Annotated in this window: 19 protein-coding genes and 2 pseudogenes; 10 read left to right on the top strand and 11 right to left on the bottom strand. The window is 70.5% G+C overall.

What is annotated here, in order from left to right; genetic code table 11:
• Positions 1–11 precede the first annotated feature (11 nt).
• The gene (locus tag BN2279_RS08740) at positions 12–1,847 is read right to left on the bottom strand and encodes a hypothetical protein (RefSeq protein WP_059008117.1); all 1,836 of its coding nucleotides are present in this window, start codon (positions 1,845–1,847) and stop codon (positions 12–14) included.
• Positions 1,844–3,829: a hypothetical protein gene (locus BN2279_RS08735; RefSeq protein ID WP_159037159.1), complete on the bottom strand. Its 1,986-nt coding sequence runs from the start codon at positions 3,827–3,829 to the stop codon at positions 1,844–1,846. Before BN2279_RS08735 ends, BN2279_RS08740 begins: the two co-directional genes overlap by 4 nt.
• A 570-nt stretch (positions 3,830–4,399) precedes the next feature.
• Between BN2279_RS08735 and BN2279_RS08730 the strand changes: the two genes are divergently transcribed.
• Positions 4,400–4,696 carry a hypothetical protein gene (locus BN2279_RS08730; RefSeq protein ID WP_059008114.1) on the top strand — a complete coding sequence of 99 codons (297 nt, stop codon included), beginning with the start codon at positions 4,400–4,402 and terminating at the stop codon, positions 4,694–4,696.
• Between the two features lie 351 nt (positions 4,697–5,047).
• On the opposite strand, the gene aztD is transcribed toward BN2279_RS08730, so the two are convergent.
• The 4 genes from aztD to aztB all read right to left on the bottom strand — a co-directional run bounded on the left by aztD (position 5,048) and on the right by aztB (position 9,375).
• Positions 5,048–6,256, bottom strand: coding sequence for a zinc metallochaperone AztD (gene aztD / locus BN2279_RS08725; RefSeq protein ID WP_059008111.1), 1,209 nt, complete (start codon positions 6,254–6,256; stop codon positions 5,048–5,050).
• Positions 6,257–6,380: 124 nt separating this feature from the next.
• A complete protein-coding gene (aztC, locus tag BN2279_RS08720; protein ID WP_059008109.1) occupies positions 6,381–7,331 on the bottom strand; it encodes a zinc ABC transporter substrate-binding protein AztC in 951 nt (316 codons plus the stop codon).
• Positions 7,328–8,533, bottom strand: coding sequence for a WD40 repeat domain-containing protein (locus tag BN2279_RS08715; protein WP_059008108.1), 1,206 nt, complete (start codon positions 8,531–8,533; stop codon positions 7,328–7,330). Before BN2279_RS08715 ends, aztC begins: the two co-directional genes overlap by 4 nt.
• A complete protein-coding gene (aztB, locus tag BN2279_RS08710) occupies positions 8,530–9,375 on the bottom strand; it encodes a zinc ABC transporter permease AztB (protein ID WP_059008106.1) in 846 nt (281 codons plus the stop codon). Before aztB ends, BN2279_RS08715 begins: the two co-directional genes overlap by 4 nt.
• A gap of 51 nt (positions 9,376–9,426) precedes the next feature.
• Between aztB and aztA the strand changes: the two genes are divergently transcribed.
• The 3 genes and pseudogenes from aztA to BN2279_RS31445 all read left to right on the top strand — a co-directional run.
• Entirely contained in the window at positions 9,427–10,212 is a 786-nt protein-coding gene (gene aztA / locus BN2279_RS08705) for a zinc ABC transporter ATP-binding protein AztA (RefSeq protein WP_059008105.1), read from the top strand.
• Between the two features lie 365 nt (positions 10,213–10,577).
• Positions 10,578–10,801 (top strand): annotated as a pseudogene (locus BN2279_RS27510) (helix-turn-helix domain-containing protein); the annotation flags it as partial.
• Between the two features lie 9 nt (positions 10,802–10,810).
• Positions 10,811–11,035, top strand: a pseudogene (locus BN2279_RS31445) (TnsA-like heteromeric transposase endonuclease subunit); the annotation flags it as partial.
• Positions 11,036–11,081: 46 nt separating this feature from the next.
• On the opposite strand, the gene BN2279_RS30460 reads toward BN2279_RS31445, so the two are convergent.
• Entirely contained in the window at positions 11,082–11,792 is a 711-nt protein-coding gene (locus BN2279_RS30460) for a type 2 periplasmic-binding domain-containing protein (RefSeq protein WP_059008103.1), read from the bottom strand.
• 443 nt (positions 11,793–12,235) lie between these two features.
• Here BN2279_RS30460 and BN2279_RS08695 point away from each other — a divergent pair, with 443 nt between their 5' ends.
• Genes BN2279_RS08695 through BN2279_RS29245 form a run of 3 tightly spaced genes read left to right on the top strand, consistent with a single transcriptional unit; the run spans position 12,236 to position 13,887 of the window.
• A complete protein-coding gene (locus tag BN2279_RS08695) occupies positions 12,236–12,418 on the top strand; it encodes a hypothetical protein (RefSeq protein WP_059008101.1) in 183 nt (60 codons plus the stop codon).
• 15 nt (positions 12,419–12,433) lie between these two features.
• On the top strand, positions 12,434–13,468 hold the full coding sequence (locus BN2279_RS08690) for a radical SAM protein (protein ID WP_059008099.1): 1,035 nt from the start codon (positions 12,434–12,436) through the stop codon (positions 13,466–13,468).
• Positions 13,465–13,887: a hypothetical protein gene (locus BN2279_RS29245; RefSeq protein WP_159037157.1), complete on the top strand. Its 423-nt coding sequence runs from the start codon at positions 13,465–13,467 to the stop codon at positions 13,885–13,887. The genes BN2279_RS08690 and BN2279_RS29245 overlap by 4 nt, the downstream gene beginning before the upstream one ends.
• Before the next feature lie 9 nt (positions 13,888–13,896).
• On the opposite strand, the gene BN2279_RS27500 is transcribed toward BN2279_RS29245, so the two are convergent.
• The 4 genes from BN2279_RS27500 to BN2279_RS29240 all read right to left on the bottom strand — a co-directional run bounded on the left by BN2279_RS27500 (position 13,897) and on the right by BN2279_RS29240 (position 16,597).
• Positions 13,897–14,253 (bottom strand): ATP-binding protein, encoded by a 357-nt coding sequence (locus BN2279_RS27500; protein ID WP_407702212.1) that lies wholly within the window; start codon positions 14,251–14,253, stop codon positions 13,897–13,899.
• 207 nt (positions 14,254–14,460) lie between these two features.
• The gene (locus BN2279_RS27495) at positions 14,461–14,820 is read right to left on the bottom strand and encodes a helix-turn-helix domain-containing protein (RefSeq protein ID WP_407702206.1); all 360 of its coding nucleotides are present in this window, start codon (positions 14,818–14,820) and stop codon (positions 14,461–14,463) included.
• Positions 14,817–15,995 carry a Cmx/CmrA family chloramphenicol efflux MFS transporter gene (locus tag BN2279_RS08670; protein ID WP_059008261.1) on the bottom strand — a complete coding sequence of 393 codons (1,179 nt, stop codon included), beginning with the start codon at positions 15,993–15,995 and terminating at the stop codon, positions 14,817–14,819. Before BN2279_RS08670 ends, BN2279_RS27495 begins: the two co-directional genes overlap by 4 nt.
• A gap of 188 nt (positions 15,996–16,183) precedes the next feature.
• Positions 16,184–16,597, bottom strand: coding sequence for a hypothetical protein (locus BN2279_RS29240; RefSeq protein ID WP_159037156.1), 414 nt, complete (start codon positions 16,595–16,597; stop codon positions 16,184–16,186).
• A gap of 59 nt (positions 16,598–16,656) precedes the next feature.
• On the opposite strand from BN2279_RS29240, the gene BN2279_RS08660 reads away from it, so the two are divergent.
• The 3 genes from BN2279_RS08660 to BN2279_RS08650 form a co-directional block, all read left to right on the top strand.
• A complete protein-coding gene (locus tag BN2279_RS08660) occupies positions 16,657–17,217 on the top strand; it encodes a site-specific integrase (protein ID WP_059008088.1) in 561 nt (186 codons plus the stop codon).
• 621 nt (positions 17,218–17,838) lie between these two features.
• Complete coding sequence (locus BN2279_RS29845; protein WP_199827675.1) at positions 17,839–18,279, top strand: hypothetical protein; 441 nt, start codon at positions 17,839–17,841, stop codon at positions 18,277–18,279.
• A gap of 457 nt (positions 18,280–18,736) precedes the next feature.
• The coding region (locus tag BN2279_RS08650) for an AlbA family DNA-binding domain-containing protein (RefSeq protein ID WP_234347628.1) at positions 18,737–19,922 on the top strand (1,186 nt) is incomplete at its 3' end.

Below are 19,922 nucleotides of genomic sequence, written 5' to 3'. Positions count from 1 at the left end.
CCGGGTGGTGTTCAACGCTTGTCCGGGGCCGGCACGAAGACGTGCAGCGGGCCGCTGCCACAGGTGCGGCGCCAGCCGGAGCTGGTGGACTTGGTGCCGCTGAGGTGCAGCGTCGTCCGGTACCGGAAGAAGCCACGGAACTCCCGGGAATCGGGGAAGACCAGCCAGCGGCGGGGCTCGGCCGCGTCGGTGGGATGCCAGGTGAAGAGGGCGGACGGCCGGCCGTCCGGGTTGCCCGCGGCGTCCGTGATCTCCAGCTCGGTGGTCGCCGACTGCCCGCCGCGCGGGACCCACAGCAGCTTGATCGGGAAGACGTCCAGGTGGGGCACCATGCTCGCGGAGATGTCGATGGCTATGTCGTTGAACAGCCGGCCGTCGGCCTCCGGGTCGATGTCGATGTCCGCCGTCGCGTTGTCGTTGCGCACGACGCAGTAGCCGGTGTTCGCCTCGGAGCTGGGGCGCAGGCGCAGTTGTCGTTTGACGAAGGTCTTGTCCGGTTCCCAGCCGGGCGGCGGGTTGGTGACGTCGTGAGCGGCCTTGCGGGGCGTGGTGTAGTTCCAGGCCGGGAGGGTGGCCGCCGGGTCGGTCGGCTGCGGCCAGGAACGCCCCTGCCACTCCAGCGTGCCGTTGCGGTCCGGGTAGCCGCAGCGGACGGAGACCGAGTCGATCGCCGGGTGGTCGCGGGGCAGTACGGGACGGAAGACGCGTTGCAGGGTCTGCTCGCCCTCGTCCGGGTAGTGGGCGGGGAAGTAGGTGGCGGGCGCGGTGCGCATGGCGTCGGTCTCGGCCGTGAAACGGGTGTCGATCGTCAGCGAGCGCGGATAGGTGAAGGGACGGCTGACCTCGTCCGCCAGGTTGCCCGGTGGCTCCTTCGGGGTGACCTGCCAGGAGCTGCCCCACGGGTTCGGTGGCCCGTCGCAGTCGTTGACCAGGGCGGTGGGCCGGTTCTCCGGCGCGTTGAGCACCATCCCCCTGGCCAGGTCGAGGAAGCGCGCCTCCACGCACCCGCTGCCCGTGAGCAGGCGCTCCAGGAAGGCGGGGTCCAGGGGAACGGAGGCGTCCGGAGTGCACCGCACGGCGAGGTCTCCGGTCTTGCGCACCTGGGCCAGGGCGTCCCGGATGCCCGCGAGGGTGAGGTGCCCGGCGCTGTCGCGGGTCTGTTGGGACAGCGCCTCGTGGATGGGCGACCAGGAGCCGTCCAGCGAGAACTCCTCGACGGGTGCGATGAACTGGACGCCGACCGTCCGGTTGACCGTCAGCGGTTCCTTCTTGTCCATGAGCGACGCGTAGAGGTGTTGGGTGTGCGCCTGTCCCATGAGCGTGGTGTAGGAGCGCCCGTCGAGCGCGCTGATGGGCCCGGTGGCGGCGCCCTGTTTCTCGCAGTACCACACGTCCGCACCGGCCAGGCCACGGTAGACGGGCTCCGCCCGGGCCACGATGTTGGAGATGGTGGTGTGGGTGTACTGGAAGGTCAGGGCGTGGTACTCCTCGCGCCAGTAGAAGTGCGATCCCCAGTACGGGTCGTCGTGTGCGGACTCCCGGTAGAGCATGTTGGTGGCCTCGTCCACGACGTCCGCCGGGATGTCGGCAGTCAGGGAGAAGCGCACCTCCCCGGCCACGTCCTTGCTTCTCGTGCCACCCGCCCGGGCCCAGCGGGTGAAGGAGAAGTCGTAGTCGCCACCGGCGGTCCGGCCCAGATAGAGACGCTCGGGCATCCAGTAGAACGTGGACGCCTGGCAGCTGGACCGGAGCGGGTTCGTCACGTCCGGATAGAAGACGATCCGGTAGCCGTCCACCTCGAAGACTCGGGTGCCGGCGATCTCGGTGGGCCCGAGCGGAACGGTCATCTGGTGCGGTCCCGGAACCGGAAGACGACGTTCTTGCTGCTCTTGGGCAGGATCGAGGCCCGCAGTGGGCCACTGGTGATGGTGGGCCGTTTGGAGACCCATTCGGACCCGTCCGACCAGTCGTACACGGTCACCTTGTACTGGTAGCGCTTGCTCTCCGACGGTGCTGGGCAGCAGGTCCAGCTCCGTTTGACCTTGAGGGTGGTGGAGTCGCAGTAGAAGCGGGCCTCCTCGCCGATGGGTTGGTTCTGGTCATCGACCGCTTGGACGGTCAGCTCCGCTTCCTGGTTGTCTTTGAGCACGCCCCGGAACTCGATGGGAACAGCCATGATGTTGTTGGACTGGGCTCTGACTTCCACGATGTTCTCGTTGAGCGCGGTGCCGTTCTCGCCCTTGTCGAGTTGCAGCACGCCGTTCGGCACCGTGATCTGCCGAATGTTGACCTCGTCATACGGGTCGGGCTCGTTGAAGTGGACGGTGCGCTTCACAAAGGTGCGGTCCGGCTTCCAATCCGCCGGCGGGTTCTCCACCTCGTGTTCCTCTTTCTGGAAGACCTTGTAGGTCCAGTTCTCCAGTTCCGTCGAGGACTTCGGGTCGGTGAAGACATGGCTCTTCCAGATCAGCGAGCCGTTCTTGTCGGGATAGCCGATCTGTACGGAGAGCGAGTGGAACAGCTTGGTGCTCCAACTGGCGATCGGCGCCGTGGTGCGGGCGAGTTCCTTGGGCCAGTCGTCCAGATTGACGATGGGGAAGTACTTTTTCTCCGCTGGTTCTCCACCGGTGGCCATCTCGTGCAGCAGTCCCTGGAGGGAGCTGGAGACGACGTTCTGCTGCACGTGGCAGAACTGCATGGTCTCCTCGTACTCCAGGCTCAGCTCGGTCTCGTCGATCCGCCTCTTCAGCGCGAAAGCGGCGCCCCAGGGGCTGGCCCCGGAGCCGGAAGAGGACGCCTCGGCCGCCGACTCGTCCACCGGTGCCGGGTCGAAGATGACCCGCTGCGCCTCCTGCGTGAACCGATCAACGATCAGATCGGATTTCTCCCGCAAGTACTTGGCGACATCCTCCGATCCGGGGAAGACGCCGACCGGGGTGATCTCAACCTTGATCTTCCCCTTGAGGTCGGTGTTGTTGAGCTGGTACCTGATATCGGCACTCGACCAGTAGTAGTTGACGCTGGCATGGGCGCTGAAGTGCTCGTAGATCTTCTTCCAGTCGCCTTTGACGGAGAGCCTGATCTTCGGGGTCCACATCTGGAGATCCATGACCGAGCTGGCGTAGATGACACTGCTCGCGCCCTTGAACACCTCGTAGAGGATCGACGCGGGCGCCTTGCCGAGCAGGGCGGTGAAGGCGTGCTCGGAGGTCGGGTCCATCGAGGCGGCGCCGGCGCCCTGAAGGACCCAGTACCACTCGCCGATGTCCTCGCCCTTCTTCGTCGGCCCCTTGACGATCTTGTTGCGGTTCCCCCGGTCCAGCATTCCCGTGGTGCGGAATTCGAGCTTCTTCGTCTTCTTGTCCTGGGCGAAGTACCGCAGGCCGGCCTCGGTGAACTTCAGATTGGACAGGTTCGCCGTGCTGGAGAGCAGGGTGACGGGGCGGAACAGCGGATCCCGGCCCTGCGGGTTCCACAGGCCGTTGTTGCTGGCGGATGAGGAGACCTTCTCGATGACCTTCTTCTGCAGCTCCTCCATGGCCGCCGCCGGGATGCTGCCCGTCGTGGTCAGGCCGAGGACGCCGCCGACGGTCGGCGAATCGGTGCCGGCGCCGCCGGCGAACCTCAGCAGGCTGAACTTGTAGTCCCCGCTCTCGCCACCGTGTCGGGCCAGCCGCAACTGGTCGGGAAGCCAGTAGTAGACCGGGTTCTTCCCTTCCTGCATGAGTTCGTAGTTGTTGGCATCCGGGAAGAACAGCGCCCGATAGCCGTCCTTGCTGTCGATCGCCTGGAGGCCGCCGGCCATGGTGGGGCCAATGGGATCCGTCATCGTGGTGCGCCCTTCGCATTTCAGCGTGTGGAGACCCCCACCCGCGGTCGCGCGACGGCATAGCTGACGCGGCCCGGCGACTCGCCTCACCGATCCTGACATTGCGAACAAAAGCCCGCAACCGGGTCATTTCCTCCGAGTGGGGCGGAGCCACCCCGCTCGGACCTCACCACAGGGTGCGCTGCGCGCCCACCCCAGGGCTGGCCCGTGATTGATCGACGACGTGGCGATGCCGAGCACGGCGTGGTGGACGCTGTCGCCTTTGAGACGGCAGTCGTGGAGGGGCCCCGCTGGATGTCCCGCGACTCCGCCCGAGCCGGCAGTGATCCCGGGCCCGCGGCTCAGTGGCGGAGCAGGCGCCTTCTGCATTTGGTCACCGCACAACCCGTCACAGCGACCGGTGGATGGGCCGGAGACCCGATGCGAAGGAGCCCGGTGGACGCGCTGTTCGACGCCCCTCAAGCGCCGCCCGAGCCGGTCCTGATGTAGGTCAAATCCCAGTACTACGACTCGATCTGGCAAGGGCTGAAACGCCATGAGTTCCGGCGCCGGTTCCTGACCGGCCGGGCGGTGACCTGGTATGTGTACCTGACCGCCCCGGTCTCCCGCCTCGCGGCGGTCATCGACCTCGACCCGGCCGTCGTCGATTCCCCCGAGCGGATCGCCGCCGTCGCCGAGCAGGCCCGGCCCGGGAACGGCGACTCCGTCCTGGACCACCTCAAGGACCTGCCGCGCGGCTTCGCTCTGCCGATCCGCGGCGTCCGCGAGCACGAGGGCCACCGCTGCCCAGCTCACCGACATCCTCGGCGCCTTCCACCCACCCCAGGGCTACACCCTGATCTCCCGCAGCCGGTACCGGCCGGCTGACACCGTCGCAGGCGCCGACCGCAGTCAGGCGCACGCCAGGGGAAGGGGAGCCGCACGATGCCGTCCACCCGCCGCACCAGCACCACCGACAGCCCGCTACGGCGCGCCCGCCTGGCCGTCCCCGCCACCCTCGAACAGGTCTGCGCCGACCTTGACCGCACCTCCCCGGGCGGCTCCAGCGGCGTCACCCCCAGCATGCTCTCCGGCTGGGAACGCGGCCGACACACCGCTCGCCTCGGACGAGGGCTGCTCCGGAAACCGCCGCCGCTGACCCGGCCCGGCCCGGCCGACGGAGTCGTGGTCGGCCGGGCCGGGCTGGCACCGCCGGGGCGGTGCCCCCGCGCCGCCGGGTCAGTGAGCGACCACGCCGCTCAGCTCGTTGGGCGTCCCGGGCAGGGTCAGGCTGTGCAGCACCTCGCCCGACTCGACGTCCACGGCGTGCAGTTCGCCGGTGGCCGGTTCGGTGACGTACGCCGTGTGGTCCCGCACGAAGAGCGCCGGGCGCGGCTGCTGCCACTCCAGCGGCTCCTCCCACTCCTCGATCACCGGGATGGTGTCCACGACCTCCGCGCTCTCCGGATCGATCACGTGGATCCGCCCGTCCGTGCCGAGCACCAGGGCCTCGCCGTGCGGACCGCGTGCCAGGGACCGGAAGGTGTAGCTGGCGCCGAGGTCGACCAGGGTGAGGGTGCCCGTCTCCGTGTCGATCAGCGAGACCTGCTCGGGGCGCTCCAGCTCGGCCTCGGCGTCCCGCTTGTAGTCGCCGAGCACGATCGGCGACTCCTCGGACCCGGCCTGGTTGCCGATGCGGCCGTACCCGGTCGGGCTGTCCACCTTGGTGATGGTGCCGTCGCGGTAGACGAGGACGCCGTCCTCGCAGCCGATGACGACGGCCTCGCCCTGGGCGGTGGCCTCGCCGTGCACGCCGGGGCACTCCTCGCTCCGGGCGATCTCCTCGCGGTCCTCGTCGAGGACGACGATGCCGGTACGTTCCTCCTCGGTACCGAGGGTGACGAGCAGTTCGCCGTTGGCCAGCTCGACCGCGACGCCATGGTGGGCGTCGGCGGCGGTGTAGGTCTCGCTCTCCGGCAGGGCGCCGTCGGCCACGGCGGGGCCGAGGTCCCGCGGGTCGAAGCTGACGACCTCGCCCGAGCCGTCGGCGAACAGCACGGTCCGGCCGGAGTGCCGCACCACGTGCCCGGGCTCGGCGGCGGCGAACTCGACGTCCGTCAGCGCGGCGCCGGCCGCGTCGAGGACCTGGAAGCCGGAGGACGTCGAGACCAGGACGTGCCGGTCGTCCCCGGCGGGGTTGACGCGGTTGAAGCCCTCCAGCGGGATGTCCTCGGCGACCTCGAAGGTCTCGCCGTCGATGACGAACAGCCCTCCGTCGTAGGTGACGACGAGCGGGTCGGCCACCGTGGCGTCCGCGGGCCCGGAGGGCGCCGACGCGCCGTCGTCCGGCTCGTCCCCCGCGTCGCCGCCGTCTCCGCACGCGCTCAGCGCGATCAGCGCGGCGGTGACCGCGGACAGGGCCCCGGCTCTCGTTCTCGACAACTGCATTCTCTTGCCTCTCCATTGCGTGACTGGGTCGGGTGCGTGACTGGGTCGGGTGCGTGACCGGGCTTGGCGGCCGGGCCGGGCGACCCCGCCGAGGGGCGGCCCGGCCCGGTGCGGTGCGGGCGCCTCAGCCCGCGCGGCCGAGTCCGGTGACGATCGCCTCGGTGTTGGCGCGCATCATGTCCAGATAGGTCCCGGCCTCCTCGCCCTCCGCGGTGAGGGATTCCGAGTAGAGCGGGATGACGTCCACGTCGTGGCCGATCTCGTCCGCGAGCACCCGCGCGAGGCGGTCCGGCTGGGACGAGTCCGCGAAGATGGCGGGCACCCCGGCCTCGCGGACCGCGTTCGCGAGCGATTCCAGATCGGAGCTGCTGGGCGAGGCGAGGGTCGTCCCGCTCGGGATGACCGCGCCGATGACCCGGAACCGGTAGCGCTCTGCCAGGTAGCCGAAGACGTGGTGGTTGGTGACCAGGCTGCGCCGCTCCGGCGGGATCGCGTCGAACTCCGCGGCCATCCACGTGTCGAGCCGGTCGATCTCGGCTCCGTAGACGGCGGCGTTCTCCCGGACCGCGTCGGCGTCGACGCCGTCCACCTCCGCCACCACCCGGTCGGCGATCACGTCCACGGCGGTCCGGACCCGCCCGGGGTCGGTCCAGAAGTGGGGGTCGTCGCCCTCGCCGTCGGCGTAGGGGAGCGGATCGACCGCCTCGGCGACGGCGAGGGCCGGGATCCCGGCGTCCTCGGCGGCCCGGACGTTGCGCAGCACGCCCTCCTCCAGGCCGAGGCCGTTGTACACCACCAGGGCGGCGTCCTCCATCGTCGCCGCCTGCCGGGCGGAGATGCCGAACGAGTGCGGGTCCGCGTTCGCCTCCATCAGCACGGTCACCTCGGCCTCGTCGCCGACGACGTTCCGCGTGATGTCGCCGAGGATGTTGGTGGTGACGACCACCCCGGACGAGCCCTGTCCCTCGCCGTCGGCCAGACCGCACCCGGCCAGCGGCAGCAGCGCCGCGCACACCAGCGCCACCGCCGACGCCGCCCGTCCGGGGAGCGCCCCGCGCGTGCCGTCGCCCCTCATCGGCCCGTCTCCACCATGTGCGTGGGCGCGATGTCCAGGTCGAAGGTGCGGGCCAGCCGCAGGTCGTCGTTGTAGTCGATCTCGTACACGGCTCCGGCCGCCGGGTCGTTGACGTAGGCGCGGCTGGTGTCCAGCTCGATGTCGGCCGCTCCGGTACCCAGTTGGGTCCGGGCCGTCTCCTCGCCGCTGCCGATGTCGTAGGCGCGCAGCACCCCGTCCGGGGTGAGGGCGAGCAGCGTCCGGCCGTCGCCGACGGCGTCCGCCGCCACCACCGGGCCGGTCTCGACCAGCGTCCACGCGCCGGCCGACGCGTCGAGCGTCCAGACACCCCGCTCCCCGGCGGGCGCGGCCAGCGTTCCGCTGCCGGGCCGCAGGCTGAACTCCACGGCCCGCTCGTCCGCCGCGACCCCGTCCGGGTAGGGGATCTTCTCGCCGCCGAACGCGCCCTCGCCGTCCTCCGTGACCAGCAGCGCGCCGTCCGCGCAGCCGAAGACCACGCCGTGCCGCGTCACCGCCGCCCCGCGCGGCTCCGGACACGGCGCGTCGATCGTGACGCGGTCGCCGCCGTCCGGGGAGCGGGCCTCGACGGCGTCGCCGTCCGAGGCGGCGACCAGCACGTGCCCGGCGTAGGGCACGGCGACGGCGGCCCCGGTGAGCGTTCCCGCCCCGGCCACCTCGCCCGCTTCGAGCGCTTCGCGGTCGAGGAGGCGCACGGTGCCGTCGGCGAAGGTGACGGCCACCCGGGAGGTGTCGGCGTGCGTCCCGACCGCCGGGGCGTCCCGGGTGACCTCGCCGACGGCGCCGATCTCGGCGCGGTAGTAGTGGGCGTGGTCGCCGTGGTCGGTCGTCCACGTGCCGCCGTCCACGACGCGCACGGCTCCGTCCCCGGTGGTGAGGTAGGCGAACCGGCCGTCGCCCACGGCGCGTTCGATCGGGCCCGGGCCCGCGAGCCCGGTCACCTCCTCGGTGATCAGGTCGAGCACGCGCACCTCGCCGGTCTCCCCGTCGGCCAGCACCAGCCGGTGCTGCGGCTCGGCGGTCTCCTCGGCGCCCGCCACGTAGCCGTGCGGCACGTCCTCCTCCGGCGTCCCGCCGCCGCCACCGGCGGGCTCCCCACCGTTCCCGCCGCAGCCGGCGACCCGCAGCAGCGCCGCCGCGATCCCGGCTCCGGCCGCCGTCGTCCTCGTTCCGCGCCGCCTCACGCCCCCGCCTCCCGTACCGGGGTCCCGCCGGTGCGGGCGGCGAGCGCCGCCCCGGCCGAGACGAAGAACAACGCCACCGCGACGGCGGCGATCGTCGCGCCCGCCGCCGTTCCCCAGTGCCACGACACCACCAGCCCGGTCACGGTCGCGACGATGCCCAGGGCCGCGGCCCCGAGCATGATCAGGGGGATGCGTCGCGCCCACAGCACCATGGCGGCGGGGGGCGCGATCAGCAGCCCGAAGACCAGCAGCGTCCCGACGACGTGGAACGAGGCGACGATCGCGAGCGTGACCAGCCCCAGCAGCAGCCCCTGCGCCATCCCGGGCCGCAGCCCGAGCGTGTGGGCCTTGCGCGGGTCGAAGGCGAGCGCGACGAACGAACGGTGCCCCGCCGCCGCGACCACCGCCGCCAGCGCCAACGCGCCCGCCAGGTAGCCGAGATCGCGTTCCCGCACCGCCAGCACGTCCCCGAAGAGGAACCCGGTCAGGTCCACCGCGAACGACGGGGAGCGGGAGACGATGATCACGCCCGCCGAGAGCATTCCGGCGAACAGCAGCCCGATGGCGGTGTCCCGGGACAGCCGCGACGAACGGCCCAGCGCCGTCACTCCCAGTGCCATCGCTCCGGCGCTGAGCGCGGCGCCCAGCAGCAGGTTCCCGCCGAGCAGCGAGGCGAGCGCGACGCCGGGCAGCATCCCGTGCGACATGGCGTCACCGAGGAAGGCCATGCCGCGCAGGACCACCCACGTGCCGGCGAGAGCGCAGATCAGGGACACGAACACACCTCCCCATAGCGCCCGTTGGACGAATGACACCTCGAACGGCGCAAGCAACCATTCCATGGCCAGGCACTCTATAATGAAAATCATTTTCAATGCAAAAAGGGGGATCCCGTGCACCCGGCCGATCCGGCCGACGCCGGCGAGACGAACGAGATCACTGTCCGTGACCTGTGGGCCGGTTACGCCCGCCGTCGGCGGCCGGTGCTGCGGGGCGTCAACGCCCGCGTCCCGCACGCCGCGACCACCGCCCTCGTCGGGCCGAACGGCGCCGGCAAGTCGACGTTCCTCGGCGTGCTGGCCGGTGTGATCCCGCCCGCCGCGGGCGTCGTCGAACGCCGCCGGGACACCCGCCGCCCCGCCTTCGTCGTGCAGCGCAGCGCCGCCTCCGACGCCCTCCCCATCACCGTCCGGGAGACCGTCGCGATGGGCCGCTGGGCGCGGCGCGGTCCCTGGCGCCCGCTGACCCGCCGCGACCGCGCGGCGGTCGAGGCATGCCTGGACCGGCTGGACCTGCTGGACATCGCCGCACGGCAGTTGGGCACCCTCTCCGGCGGCCAGCGGCAACGCGCCCTCGTCGCCCAGGGGTTGGCCCAGGAGTCCGGCCTGCTGCTGCTCGACGAGCCCGCCGCCGGTCTCGACCGGGCGGCCCGGGACCGCATCGCCGAGGTGCTGGCCGAGACGACGGCCGCCGGAGTCACGGTCGTCCACGCCACGCACGACCTGGACGACGCACTCCGCGCCGACCACTGTCTGCTGTTCGCCGGAGGCCGGCTCCTGGCCGAGGGCCCGCCCGCCGCCGTCCTGACCCGGGACGCCCTGGACCGCGCGTGGTCCGTGCCCCGCCCGGCCGCCCCGGCGGCCGGCTCCGCCGCCTACGCCGGGCACCGCCCGGTGTGACGACCGCTCACCAGCCGACTTCGATCAGACTGCCGCCCAACTCGGTTCGATGGCCGAGTGAGGAGCATCGGCATGTTCCGGGCTCTTCGGTACCACATCGGGACCTGACCGTCACTATCGTTGATTCAGCTTTGCGCCCGAGGCCGTTCGCCGTTCTCCACGCCGCGCAGGTGGTCGATCATCGTCACCACGGCCTGTTGGCTCGCCTCGGAGAGGCAAGCGACGGCCGTCGCCGCTAGGTGTCTTGACCACGGGCGTTGTCGACGGTGGGCAGGGCTTGATCGTGAGGAAGACCTCCGGTGTGGTGGAGCTGTCCAGGACCGCTCCGCACGGAGGACTTCGTGTCCCACCGTAATGCCCGGCTGATGGTTCACGGCAGGCGGCTGCTGGTCGAACGGGTGCTCTCTGGCCGCCCTGTCGCTCGTGTCACCGCGGAGATGGGCGTCTCGCGGACCACCGCGCACGAATGGGTGCGCCGGTACGCGGCCGAGGGACAGGCCGGCCTTGCCGACCGGCCCAGCCGGCCGCGCACCGCACCCCGGCGGCCATCGAGGCCCGGGTGGTCGAAACTGCCCCGGATCGCCTGCTTGTCGCGGAGGTGGCGGCCGAGCTGCCGGTGCGGGGTTTCCGCTGGTACAAGGGGCGAAGGCACTACTCAGGCTGGTACTACACGTCCACGATGGTGCGGTTGGTGCCCTGCGAGAGCCGTCTGGAATCGGCTCGGATTCTGTTGGCGGATTTCGATCGCGATGTTGCGGAGATCGTGGCACAACCGTTTCAGCTGACGGAACGGGATGGCGCCAGCGTTCGGCGGCACATTCCGGATCTGCTGTTGGTTCACGCCGACGGCCTCGTGACAGTCGCGGACATCAAGGCGCCTTCCGGTCGGGTGTTGACGCGGCGCTCGTGGAGAACATGCGTTTCCTTGCCGGAGACCGGCGACGACCCCACCTCTCGCGCGCTGCGAGCGGTGACCCGCCGAGGTCAGGAACCGCTGATGAGTTGGCCGCCGCGACGGCACCGTCCTCCAGCCCCCAGTCAGCCAGGATGTCGCCATACTCACCACTGTCGATCAGCGCGCCAAGGGCTGCCAGAAGGGCGTCCCGCAAATCGGGGTTGGCGTCGCCCACGAACATGGCCATCGGAAGGTCCTCGGTCAGATCACCGCCGGACAGGTGAATCTCACCTTCGGAGTCCTGCGCTTCGTTGACGGCCCACGGAAGACCAGTGATCACCGCCTCCACGTCGCCAAGAGGACCGGTCCGCACCTCCATCGGATTCGAACCGCACACCTCGGAGGACCGCTCCTCGACCGCGGCTGCGTACTCGTCGTTCTGGACGTCGATCTCCATGCCGCAGAGGTCGGCCCACGACTGGATACCCTGGGACGCTTGTCGCCAGGTGTAAACCGAGTACCCGTGGTCGAAGTAGTGAATGAGATCGACATTCTCCAGTTCACCCCTGCCGAAGTACGCGACTTCCTGCACCGGCATGGCGACGTCAAATCGCTGAGACAGATCCTCGTGGGACAGGAGACCGGCGACCATGTCGCTTGGCGTGCCGGCGTCGACGATCTCCACCCGCAGGCCGAGTTGCTCGCCCAGCGCGTAGGCCAGATCCGGTTGGAGGCCACCGTCCCCCCAGGGGTGAGCCCGGGGACGCCGCCGGCTGCGGCTCGGTCCGCGTACATAGCGACAGTGAGAGTCCCCGGCTGGTAGAGACGAGGATCGCAGAAGGAGATCCGGAAGCCCGTCAGCGCCTCGATCTCTTCGCGCAGAGCGAGTGCGCGGCCCTCACCCAGGTCTTCGGCGAGTCGGTCGTCGCCCACGACGCGCAGGCCGCGCGCACTGGCCGCGTTCGAGACGGCGGTCACCGACCGGGAACGGGTGCGCGGCTTCGAGCGGCTGTAGCCGCGACCGTCCCCCCACCCGTCCGGCGGCCCCCGCTCGCGGCGGCCGGAGAGCGGCGTGACAGTGGGTGGGAGCCGCCGCGAGGGCGCGGCTCCCACCGGAAGGAGCACATCATGGCCGAGCAGGGAACGGCCGCCGGGTCGATCGGCGTCGAGCTGGACAAGGAGGGGCGCATCATCCTCAACGCCCCGGAGCTGATGGAGCGCGCCCGGGGCGCCGTCCCCGAGGCCGATGCGCGAGGGCTGGTCATCAACGTCAACTGCGTGCCCTTCTGCGGCGGCGGAGTCCCCAGGTAGCGCGGGACCGGACCCGTGAACCGGACCCCCTTCGAGGAGGAGCTCGCGGCGGCACTCACCGATGAGTCGCTGCACCTGATCGTCCTCCCCACCGAGCAGTGCAACTTCCGCTGCGTCTACTGCTACGAGGACTTCGCCGTCGGCCGCATGCGCCCCGCGACCGTCGAGGCCGTCAAGCGGCTCATCGACCGGCGGCTGCCCGGGCTGCGCTCCCTCGACGTGTCGTGGTTCGGCGGCGAGCCGCTGCTGGCGCGGGCCGTGGTGGAGGACGTCTCGGCCCACATCACCGCGTCGGCCGCCGGACGGGACGATCTGCGCTACGCGGCCGACATGACCACCAACGGCTATCTCCTCGACGAGCCGACGGCCGCCCGGCTCGCCGCCCTGGGCGTGCGCCGCCACCAGATCTCGCTGGACGGCCCGCCCGACATCCACGACACCACGCGGGTGCGGGCGGACGGCGGCGGCTCGTTCCACCGGATCCGGCGGAACCTGCTGTCCCTGCGGGACAGCGCGCTCCCGATCCGGATCATGCTGCGTGTCCACCTCACCCCGGCCAACCTCCCGTCCATGCCGGGCTTCCTGGCCGAGCTGCGCGACACGTTCCTCGGCGACGAGCGCTTCTCGGTCCACCTCAAGCCCGTGGAACGGATGGGCGGACCGAACGACGCGGCGCTCGACATCCTGCCGGGCGCCGGACGGGCGGAGATCCACGGGACGTTGGCGGCGGTGCTCGGTCCCGGCGCCGCCGGTCCCCCGGCCCGCTCGGCCTGTTACGCGGCGCGCCCCAACTCGCTGGTGATCCGGGCGGACGGCACCCTCGGCAAGTGCACCGTCGCCCTCTCCGACCCGGCGAACACGATCGGACGGCTGCTGCCGGACGGCACCCTGGACATCGACAACGAGCGGCTGAGCCCGTGGCTGCGCGGCTGGGCCGAGGACGACTGGTCCGCCGTCGGCTGCCCCTGGGCCGGGATGCCGCGCCGTCCGGAGCGGTCCCGCGAGCCGGTCCTCATCGCCGGACCCGCAGCCCGCGCGTCGCGGCGGTGACAACGGCGGGCCTGCGCGGCGTCCAGCCGCGGCGATGTCACGGCGCTGCGGCCGCCGGGCAGCTCGACCAGCACCGCGACCGGGCGACCCGCCGCGCCGACCAGCCCGACCAGGCGGGCGTCGGTGGTGTCGCCCTCCCACCCGGACTTGACCCGGGCCCGGTGTGTCCCGGCCCGGTACGGCGAGTCCAGACGGCACGACACGAGACGATGTCCTCCACCCCCACCCCGGCGGCGCCGCATCGGCGTCCGCTCGGCCTGTTCCGCGCCCAGCCCCTGGTCCGCGTCCTGCTGCCCGACACCGGCCCGGTGGCCGGCTGCGACGGCCCGCGCCAGCCCGTCCGCGTGAGCTTGGGCGCCGGTACCACCACCGTCCACATCGACCGCCTGCTGCGCGCGGTGCTGGAGCTGACGGGGTGACGACGGCGGTCAGTGTGCTGGTCCGGGTCCGTCCGGGATGGGTTGTTCGGTCCAGATGGATTTGCCGGTGGCGGTGTAGCGGGTGCCCCAGCGCTGGGCCATGGCGGCGACGAGCTGGAGGCCGCGTCCGCCCTCGTCGGCGGGGGTGGTGTGGCGGATGTGGGGCGTCGTCAGGGAGCCGTCGGAGACTTCCAGGACCAGGGTGCGGCTGCGCAGCAGGCGGAGACGGATGGGGCCCTTCGCGTGGCGGATGACGTTGCCGATGAGTTCGCTGGCGAGGAGTTCGGTGGTCATCTCGATGTCGTCGCTGATGCCCCAGGCGCGGAGTTGCTCGCGGATGTGGTCGCGGGCTTCGTGGGCGGCGATGGGGTCTTCGGGCAGGGGCCAGGTGGCGACGTCCTGCGGGGCGAGTTGCCGGGTGCGGGTGATCAGGAGGGCGGCGTCGTCCCCGGTGCGGTGGCGGATCCCGGAGCAGATCGTGCTTGCCGGGGCTCGCGGTCCCCAGCACCGTGGCGCCGCGCCCGGCCGCCAACTGCACGGCGAGATGGCCGACGCCGCCGGCGGCGCCGTGGATCAGCACCGTCTCTCCCGCGCGGAGCCCGACGGCCACCGGCCTACGGCGCGCTCGCTGATCCGCACTCCCTGGCCTGCGAGTTCGAGGGCGATCCGGCGGCTGGACCACTTGTTGTCCCGCCGCGACCGCTCGATCCGTTCGACACCATCGGGTGGGGTCTGGGCCGGTGAGGATCGCGGGAGGCTTGGGCGGTCCCGCAGCCCGACTTCGCCGCGCGTGTCGTACCGGTTCTTCCACTTGGACAGGCAGGCGCGGGAGACACCGGCCTCGGCGGCGACATGCGCGATCGGACGGGTGGGGCAGCGCTCCGCGAGCCTTGGGCGTCCCTCGATGTTCAAGGGGGCGTTCGCATGTGTCACCGGAGTACCTCGGTGCTCCGGCGGGCCGTGATGGCGGTGAGGAGGGGGAACGCGATGAGCAGCGCGATCGCGACGAGGAGTCCGCTTGCCCACAGCGGCCCGAGGTTCCCGGCTTCGGTGCTGAGGGTGGCCGCGGCGATGACAGGGCCGGCGGCGGCGCCCACGTTGAGCGCCGCGGTCGCATACGACCCGGCCATGGTGGGGGCTCCCGCGGCCTCGTAGAGGACACGCGTGATCAGCGTGCTGCCCAGCGCGAACGACAGCGCACCCTGCACGAACACGAGGATGAACAGGGCGACCGGCTCGTTGGCCAGCATGGCCAGGGTCGGCCAGCCGATGAGCAGCAGCGGGCCGCCGACTGCGATGACCGGACCGGGACGCCGGTCGGACAGCTGGCCGGCGACGGTGACGCCCACGAAGGATCCGGCGCCGAAGAGCACCAGAGCGACAGAGATCCACAACTCGCCCAGCCCGGCGCTGTCGGTCACCACGGGGGCGAGGAAGGTGAGGCTTCCGAAGGTCGCCGAGTTCACCAGCGCGCCGAGCAGCATCACCAGGATCAACCGCGGCCGTGTGAGCTGGGCGAGCTCCGCTCGCAACGCCGGCCGGCCAGTCGCCTCATCCTCATCACGCCCTGCTGGGATTCCCTTCAGGATGCCAAGTGCCGCAGGCAGGCAGAGAGCGGCGACGGCCCAGAATGTGGCCCGCCAGCCGAGCAACGTGCCGAGCACCGAGCCGCCAGGGACACCGGCGATCGTGGCCACCGTCGTGCCCGACAGCAGCACGGCCAGCGCACGTCCCTTCCTGTCGGGTGAGACCAGCGTGGCGGCAGCCGTCAGAGCGACGGCAAGGAACCCCGCGTTCGCGAGCGCGGCGACGACCCGGGTGGCGAACAGGACGGGGAAGCTGGTGGTGATGGCGCCCACGGCATGAGCTGCCGCGAAAGCGAGGATGAACCCGAGAAGGCTGGAGCGCCTGGGCCAGTCGCGGGCAAGCGCGGCCACAAGGGGGGCACCGACGATCATGCCGACCGCGAAGGCCGAGGTAAGCGTTCCGGCTGTCCCGACGGTGACTTCGAGGTCTGAGGCGATGTCCGGCAGGAGGCCGGCGAGCATGAATTCCGAGGTGCCCATGGCGAAAACCGCCATGGCAAGCAGGTACAGCGGGAGAGGCATCGAGTGGCTCCGAGGTGAGGAGAAGCACGAGAAGGTCATCTCGTCACCGCGGCCAGCCCCAAGGACACACTCGCCCGGCCGCAGAATGCGGCGCGACGACAGGGCTACGAGTTCAGTGGTTCAGGGGGCTGACGGCGTGACCGAAAGCCCCCACCTTGTCTGACTCAGGACTCGACATGGCCCGCACGCTACCCGACCGACGCCAGTCGAAGCACCTTGGTTTCACTGACATCGGCCTGTGCCACCAACGTCATGCCCCACAACACCTGGTGTTCCGCGCTGCCGCTCGATAGCCGGGCGGCGCACGGTGACTGGAAGGACGCCTGCTCAGGGACGGCCGCACGCGCTACCGGCTCGTCATCGACATCGGCACGACGGCTGAGGGGAAACGCAGACAGCTGACGCGCACCTTCGGCACGAGGAAGGACGCGGTCGCCGAACTCGCCCGCATCCGGCACGGGATGAACGCGGGCACGGTCGTCGCGCCGGAGAAGATCACCGTGAACGAGTGACTCGACACCCGGCTGAAAAGCGCGGTGCGGGAGGTCGAGGAGGCCACCGAAGCCAACGAAGCGGACGCCCTGCGCCGGGTGCGCGCCCACCTGGGGGACCGCCGCTGCAGAAGCTCACGGAGGAGGACATCGAGGGCCTGGTCGACTGGATGCTGACCGCCGGGCGCGCGCGGGGCGGAAAGCCGGGCACCGGGCCGGGGATCCGCTCGGTGCGGCTGACCCTGGGGCGTCTGCGGGCGGCACTGAACATGGCGGTGCGGCGGCAGCTCGTGCCCCGCAACGTGGCCCAGTACGTCACCATCCCGCGCCACGCCAGGGAGGCAGCCGCCGCGGCGAAGGCCAGGAGGGTGCCGTGGACCGATCAGGAGATCGTGCCGTTCCTGCGGCACATCGCCACCGACCGGCTGTACGCCCCGATGCTGCCGGGCCTGCGACCGGCCGAGGTCTGCGGGCCGCGCTGGATCGACGTCGACCTGAACGCCGGGACCATCACCGTGGCGAAGACCCGCACCAACGTCGAGCGGGAGGCCGTGGAGAAGGCACCCAAGACCGAGGCCGACAAGCGCACCCTCCCGCTGCCCCACGTCGTGCTTGCCGCATGGGCCGGGCGCAGCGACCTGTCCTTCACCAAGCGGGTCCACGTCCACCCGAACGTCGAACACCTCCGGCCCGCCACCGAGCGGATGGACGAGGTACTGCGCCGCCGGTGAGAGGACACCACGCCGCGGACCGCTCGTGAGAGGCACGGCCTGCGGCATGAGGAAGGCCCCGCCTCACTTACGTGAGACAGGGCCCTGACCTGCGACGGAGCCTGACACTCCAGTCGGGACGGCGGGATTTGAACCCACGACCCCTTGACCCCCAGCACAAGCGTGTCTGAGCGGCGTGCTCCAAGCCGTTCTTCGAGGTTACGGCCAATCCTACTCAGCCGAGTAAAGGAGTCTGTCGTTTCTGTCGGGCCGAACGCTCGACCGAGCGCTCCCGCCCAACCCGGCATTGACCGAACCTCCGTTCCTCAACTTCATGGTGCCACCGCGTGGGGGTTTCAATCGGAGGACCGACACGACCACTACGCCCACGCCCTGAGCAGACAGACGCGGTTTGCCGTGGAGTGATGGGCTATGGATGGTGACAGGCAACGGCTCGGGTCGGTGGACGTGGGGGCGAGGAGGGAGCGGCGCTGTGCGGCGAGTGCATGCTCCGGCGCACCTGCTGACGTTCTCCTGAACAAGAAGCAATGCGGGCTATCTGTCCTGAACGGGGCAGAATGATGGGCGCCTCTGTTGGGTAACAGGCGGCCCTTCGGTGGGTGACCGCGATCATGGCGGGCGGTGATTGGGCTGACGTTCCTGTCCGGGATCGGGAACGTGCTGCCGCTGGGGCTGCGGCTGGGTGTGTCGGCGTACGTGGCGCCGTTGGTGGCTCCTGCTGTGGATCTGTCGGTGCTCGCGTTGCTGTTGGGTGTGCGTTCTCTCGCGTTGAACGGGGCCCCGCCCGTGGAGATCCGTCCGGCTCGTCGTCTGTTGGTGCTGGCCAGCGTGATGACCCTGGCGTTGAATGTCATGGAGCCGCTGCTGGTGGGGCACTATGGCAAGGCCGCGTTCGACGCGGTCGGCCCGCTGTTGTTGATCGGATGGGCTGAGGTCGGGCCCGGGCTGCTTCAGGCCATCGCCGACACGGACGATGTGGCTGGAACCGGGTCCGAGCCGGTCGCCGACTTCAGGCAGCCCACCGTCGACCATGACGGGGAAGGAATTGGACGCGCCCGTTGAAAGGCAGACGCGCCGAACGAAGGAGGCGCAGGCAGCTCCGAGGAATCGGCGGTTGGAGTCGGTTCCCGAGCCTCGTGCTCGGTCGAGGAGATCGACCACGGGGCGGCCGGATAGGGAACTGCTGGAGCGGGCCGTGAGGAGGACGCTCGGCATCGGCAGGCCCACCAGCGGCCGATTTCGGGGGAGACGCTGCGCAAGGGGCTCGGTGTGGGAGCCGGGAGATCACGGGCGCTGGTAGCCGCGGTCCGTTCCGAGGCGAACGAAGAGGCCACTGCGGAGAGCTGGAAGCGTTGAGAGGAGCCGTCTCCCGCGAGGAAAGAACCGCCGTCCCGGGAAAGGAGGCCGGCGTTTCTGCGCACCGCTGTCGCGGGCCCGCCTTGATGTCGTGGGTGATCCCTAGGCTTGGAGCATGAGCTTCACAGCACTTCACCGTGCCCTCGGGATGACACCTGGCCCCGTGACTGATGAGCTCCTCGATGCCGCGGTCGCCGCCGGTGTGATGGAGACGAACGATCTGGACTGGAAGGGCGAACTCCCGCCTGCAAAAGGGCTGCCGCAGACAGATTTTCCCAAGGATGTGGCTGCGTTGGCGAACAGCGGTGGTGGACTGATCGTCTACGGTGTGTGCGAGGCCCAGAAGGCGGCGACTGGACGCGTCGACGTGGGCGAGTTTGGGGAGACGCACGAGCGTGCCCTGCGTAGCGCGGCGATCACCGCTATCTCCCCGCCGGTCTTCGGCCTGGGTATCCATCGCCTCGGGGCGCGGGGAGACCGTGCCGTCGTTGTCGAGGTGCCCGCAAGTGTCGAGGGGCCACATCTCATCTACAGGAACGAGTATTTCGGGGCGCCCGTGCGCAACGACTCGGATACGGTGTGGATGAAGGAGCGGCAGATCGAGGCCATGTACCGCGCGCGATTCGAGGAACGTCGCCACGCGACCGAGGCCCTGGACGCGCTGTTCACCGAGGCATCCGCCGGCCGCGACACCGACAAACGAGCATGGCTGACCGCTGTCGCCCACCCCCGCATCCCTCGCTTCCGAGATCGCCTGAGCCGTGAAGGAGTCCGAGCCGTGCTGTCGAAAGCCGAGGATCTTGCGCTGGTGTATGCGGGGCGCGGCGGCACCCATCCACTGGAAAACGTGGACCGGCTGAACCCCCGACCTGGACTTCGGCGCTCGGTCGCCGCGAACACGGCGACGGGCGAGCACTCGACGTGGAAGGAAGCGTGGGTCAGTATCCACAATGACGGCTCGGTCACCGTGGCAGCCGCGATTGGCGGGCATCCCGTGAGCCGCGACGCATCCCTTGGGGGCTGGGAGGTCGAGTCCTCCGCCATCGAGTGCGCCATCGCCGACTTCATGGCGCTCATCCGAGCCACGGCGGAAGCAACCGACAACGACGAGTACGACGTGCGCGTCGGGATCGACTGGACCGGCGGAGAGCCACTCAAGATCCTGACGAAGGACAACTTCGGTTATTCCTACGACGGGGTCTCGACTCCTCTGCACACCTACACACCGGTCGAGACCACCGTAAACGCCGTCGCGTCCGACCTTGACTTCTACTGGCACGTTCACGACCTTGCCCGTGACTGTGTGAACCAGGGTGGCATCTCGAACGTGCGCATGATCCAGCCCCCAC

The organism is Streptomyces specialis (genome assembly GCF_001493375.1).
GTDB lineage: Bacteria > Actinomycetota > Actinomycetes > Streptomycetales > Streptomycetaceae > Streptomyces > Streptomyces specialis.
The sequence above is the reverse complement of the archived record's forward strand: the minus strand, read 5'-3'. Positions and strand labels throughout refer to the sequence as shown.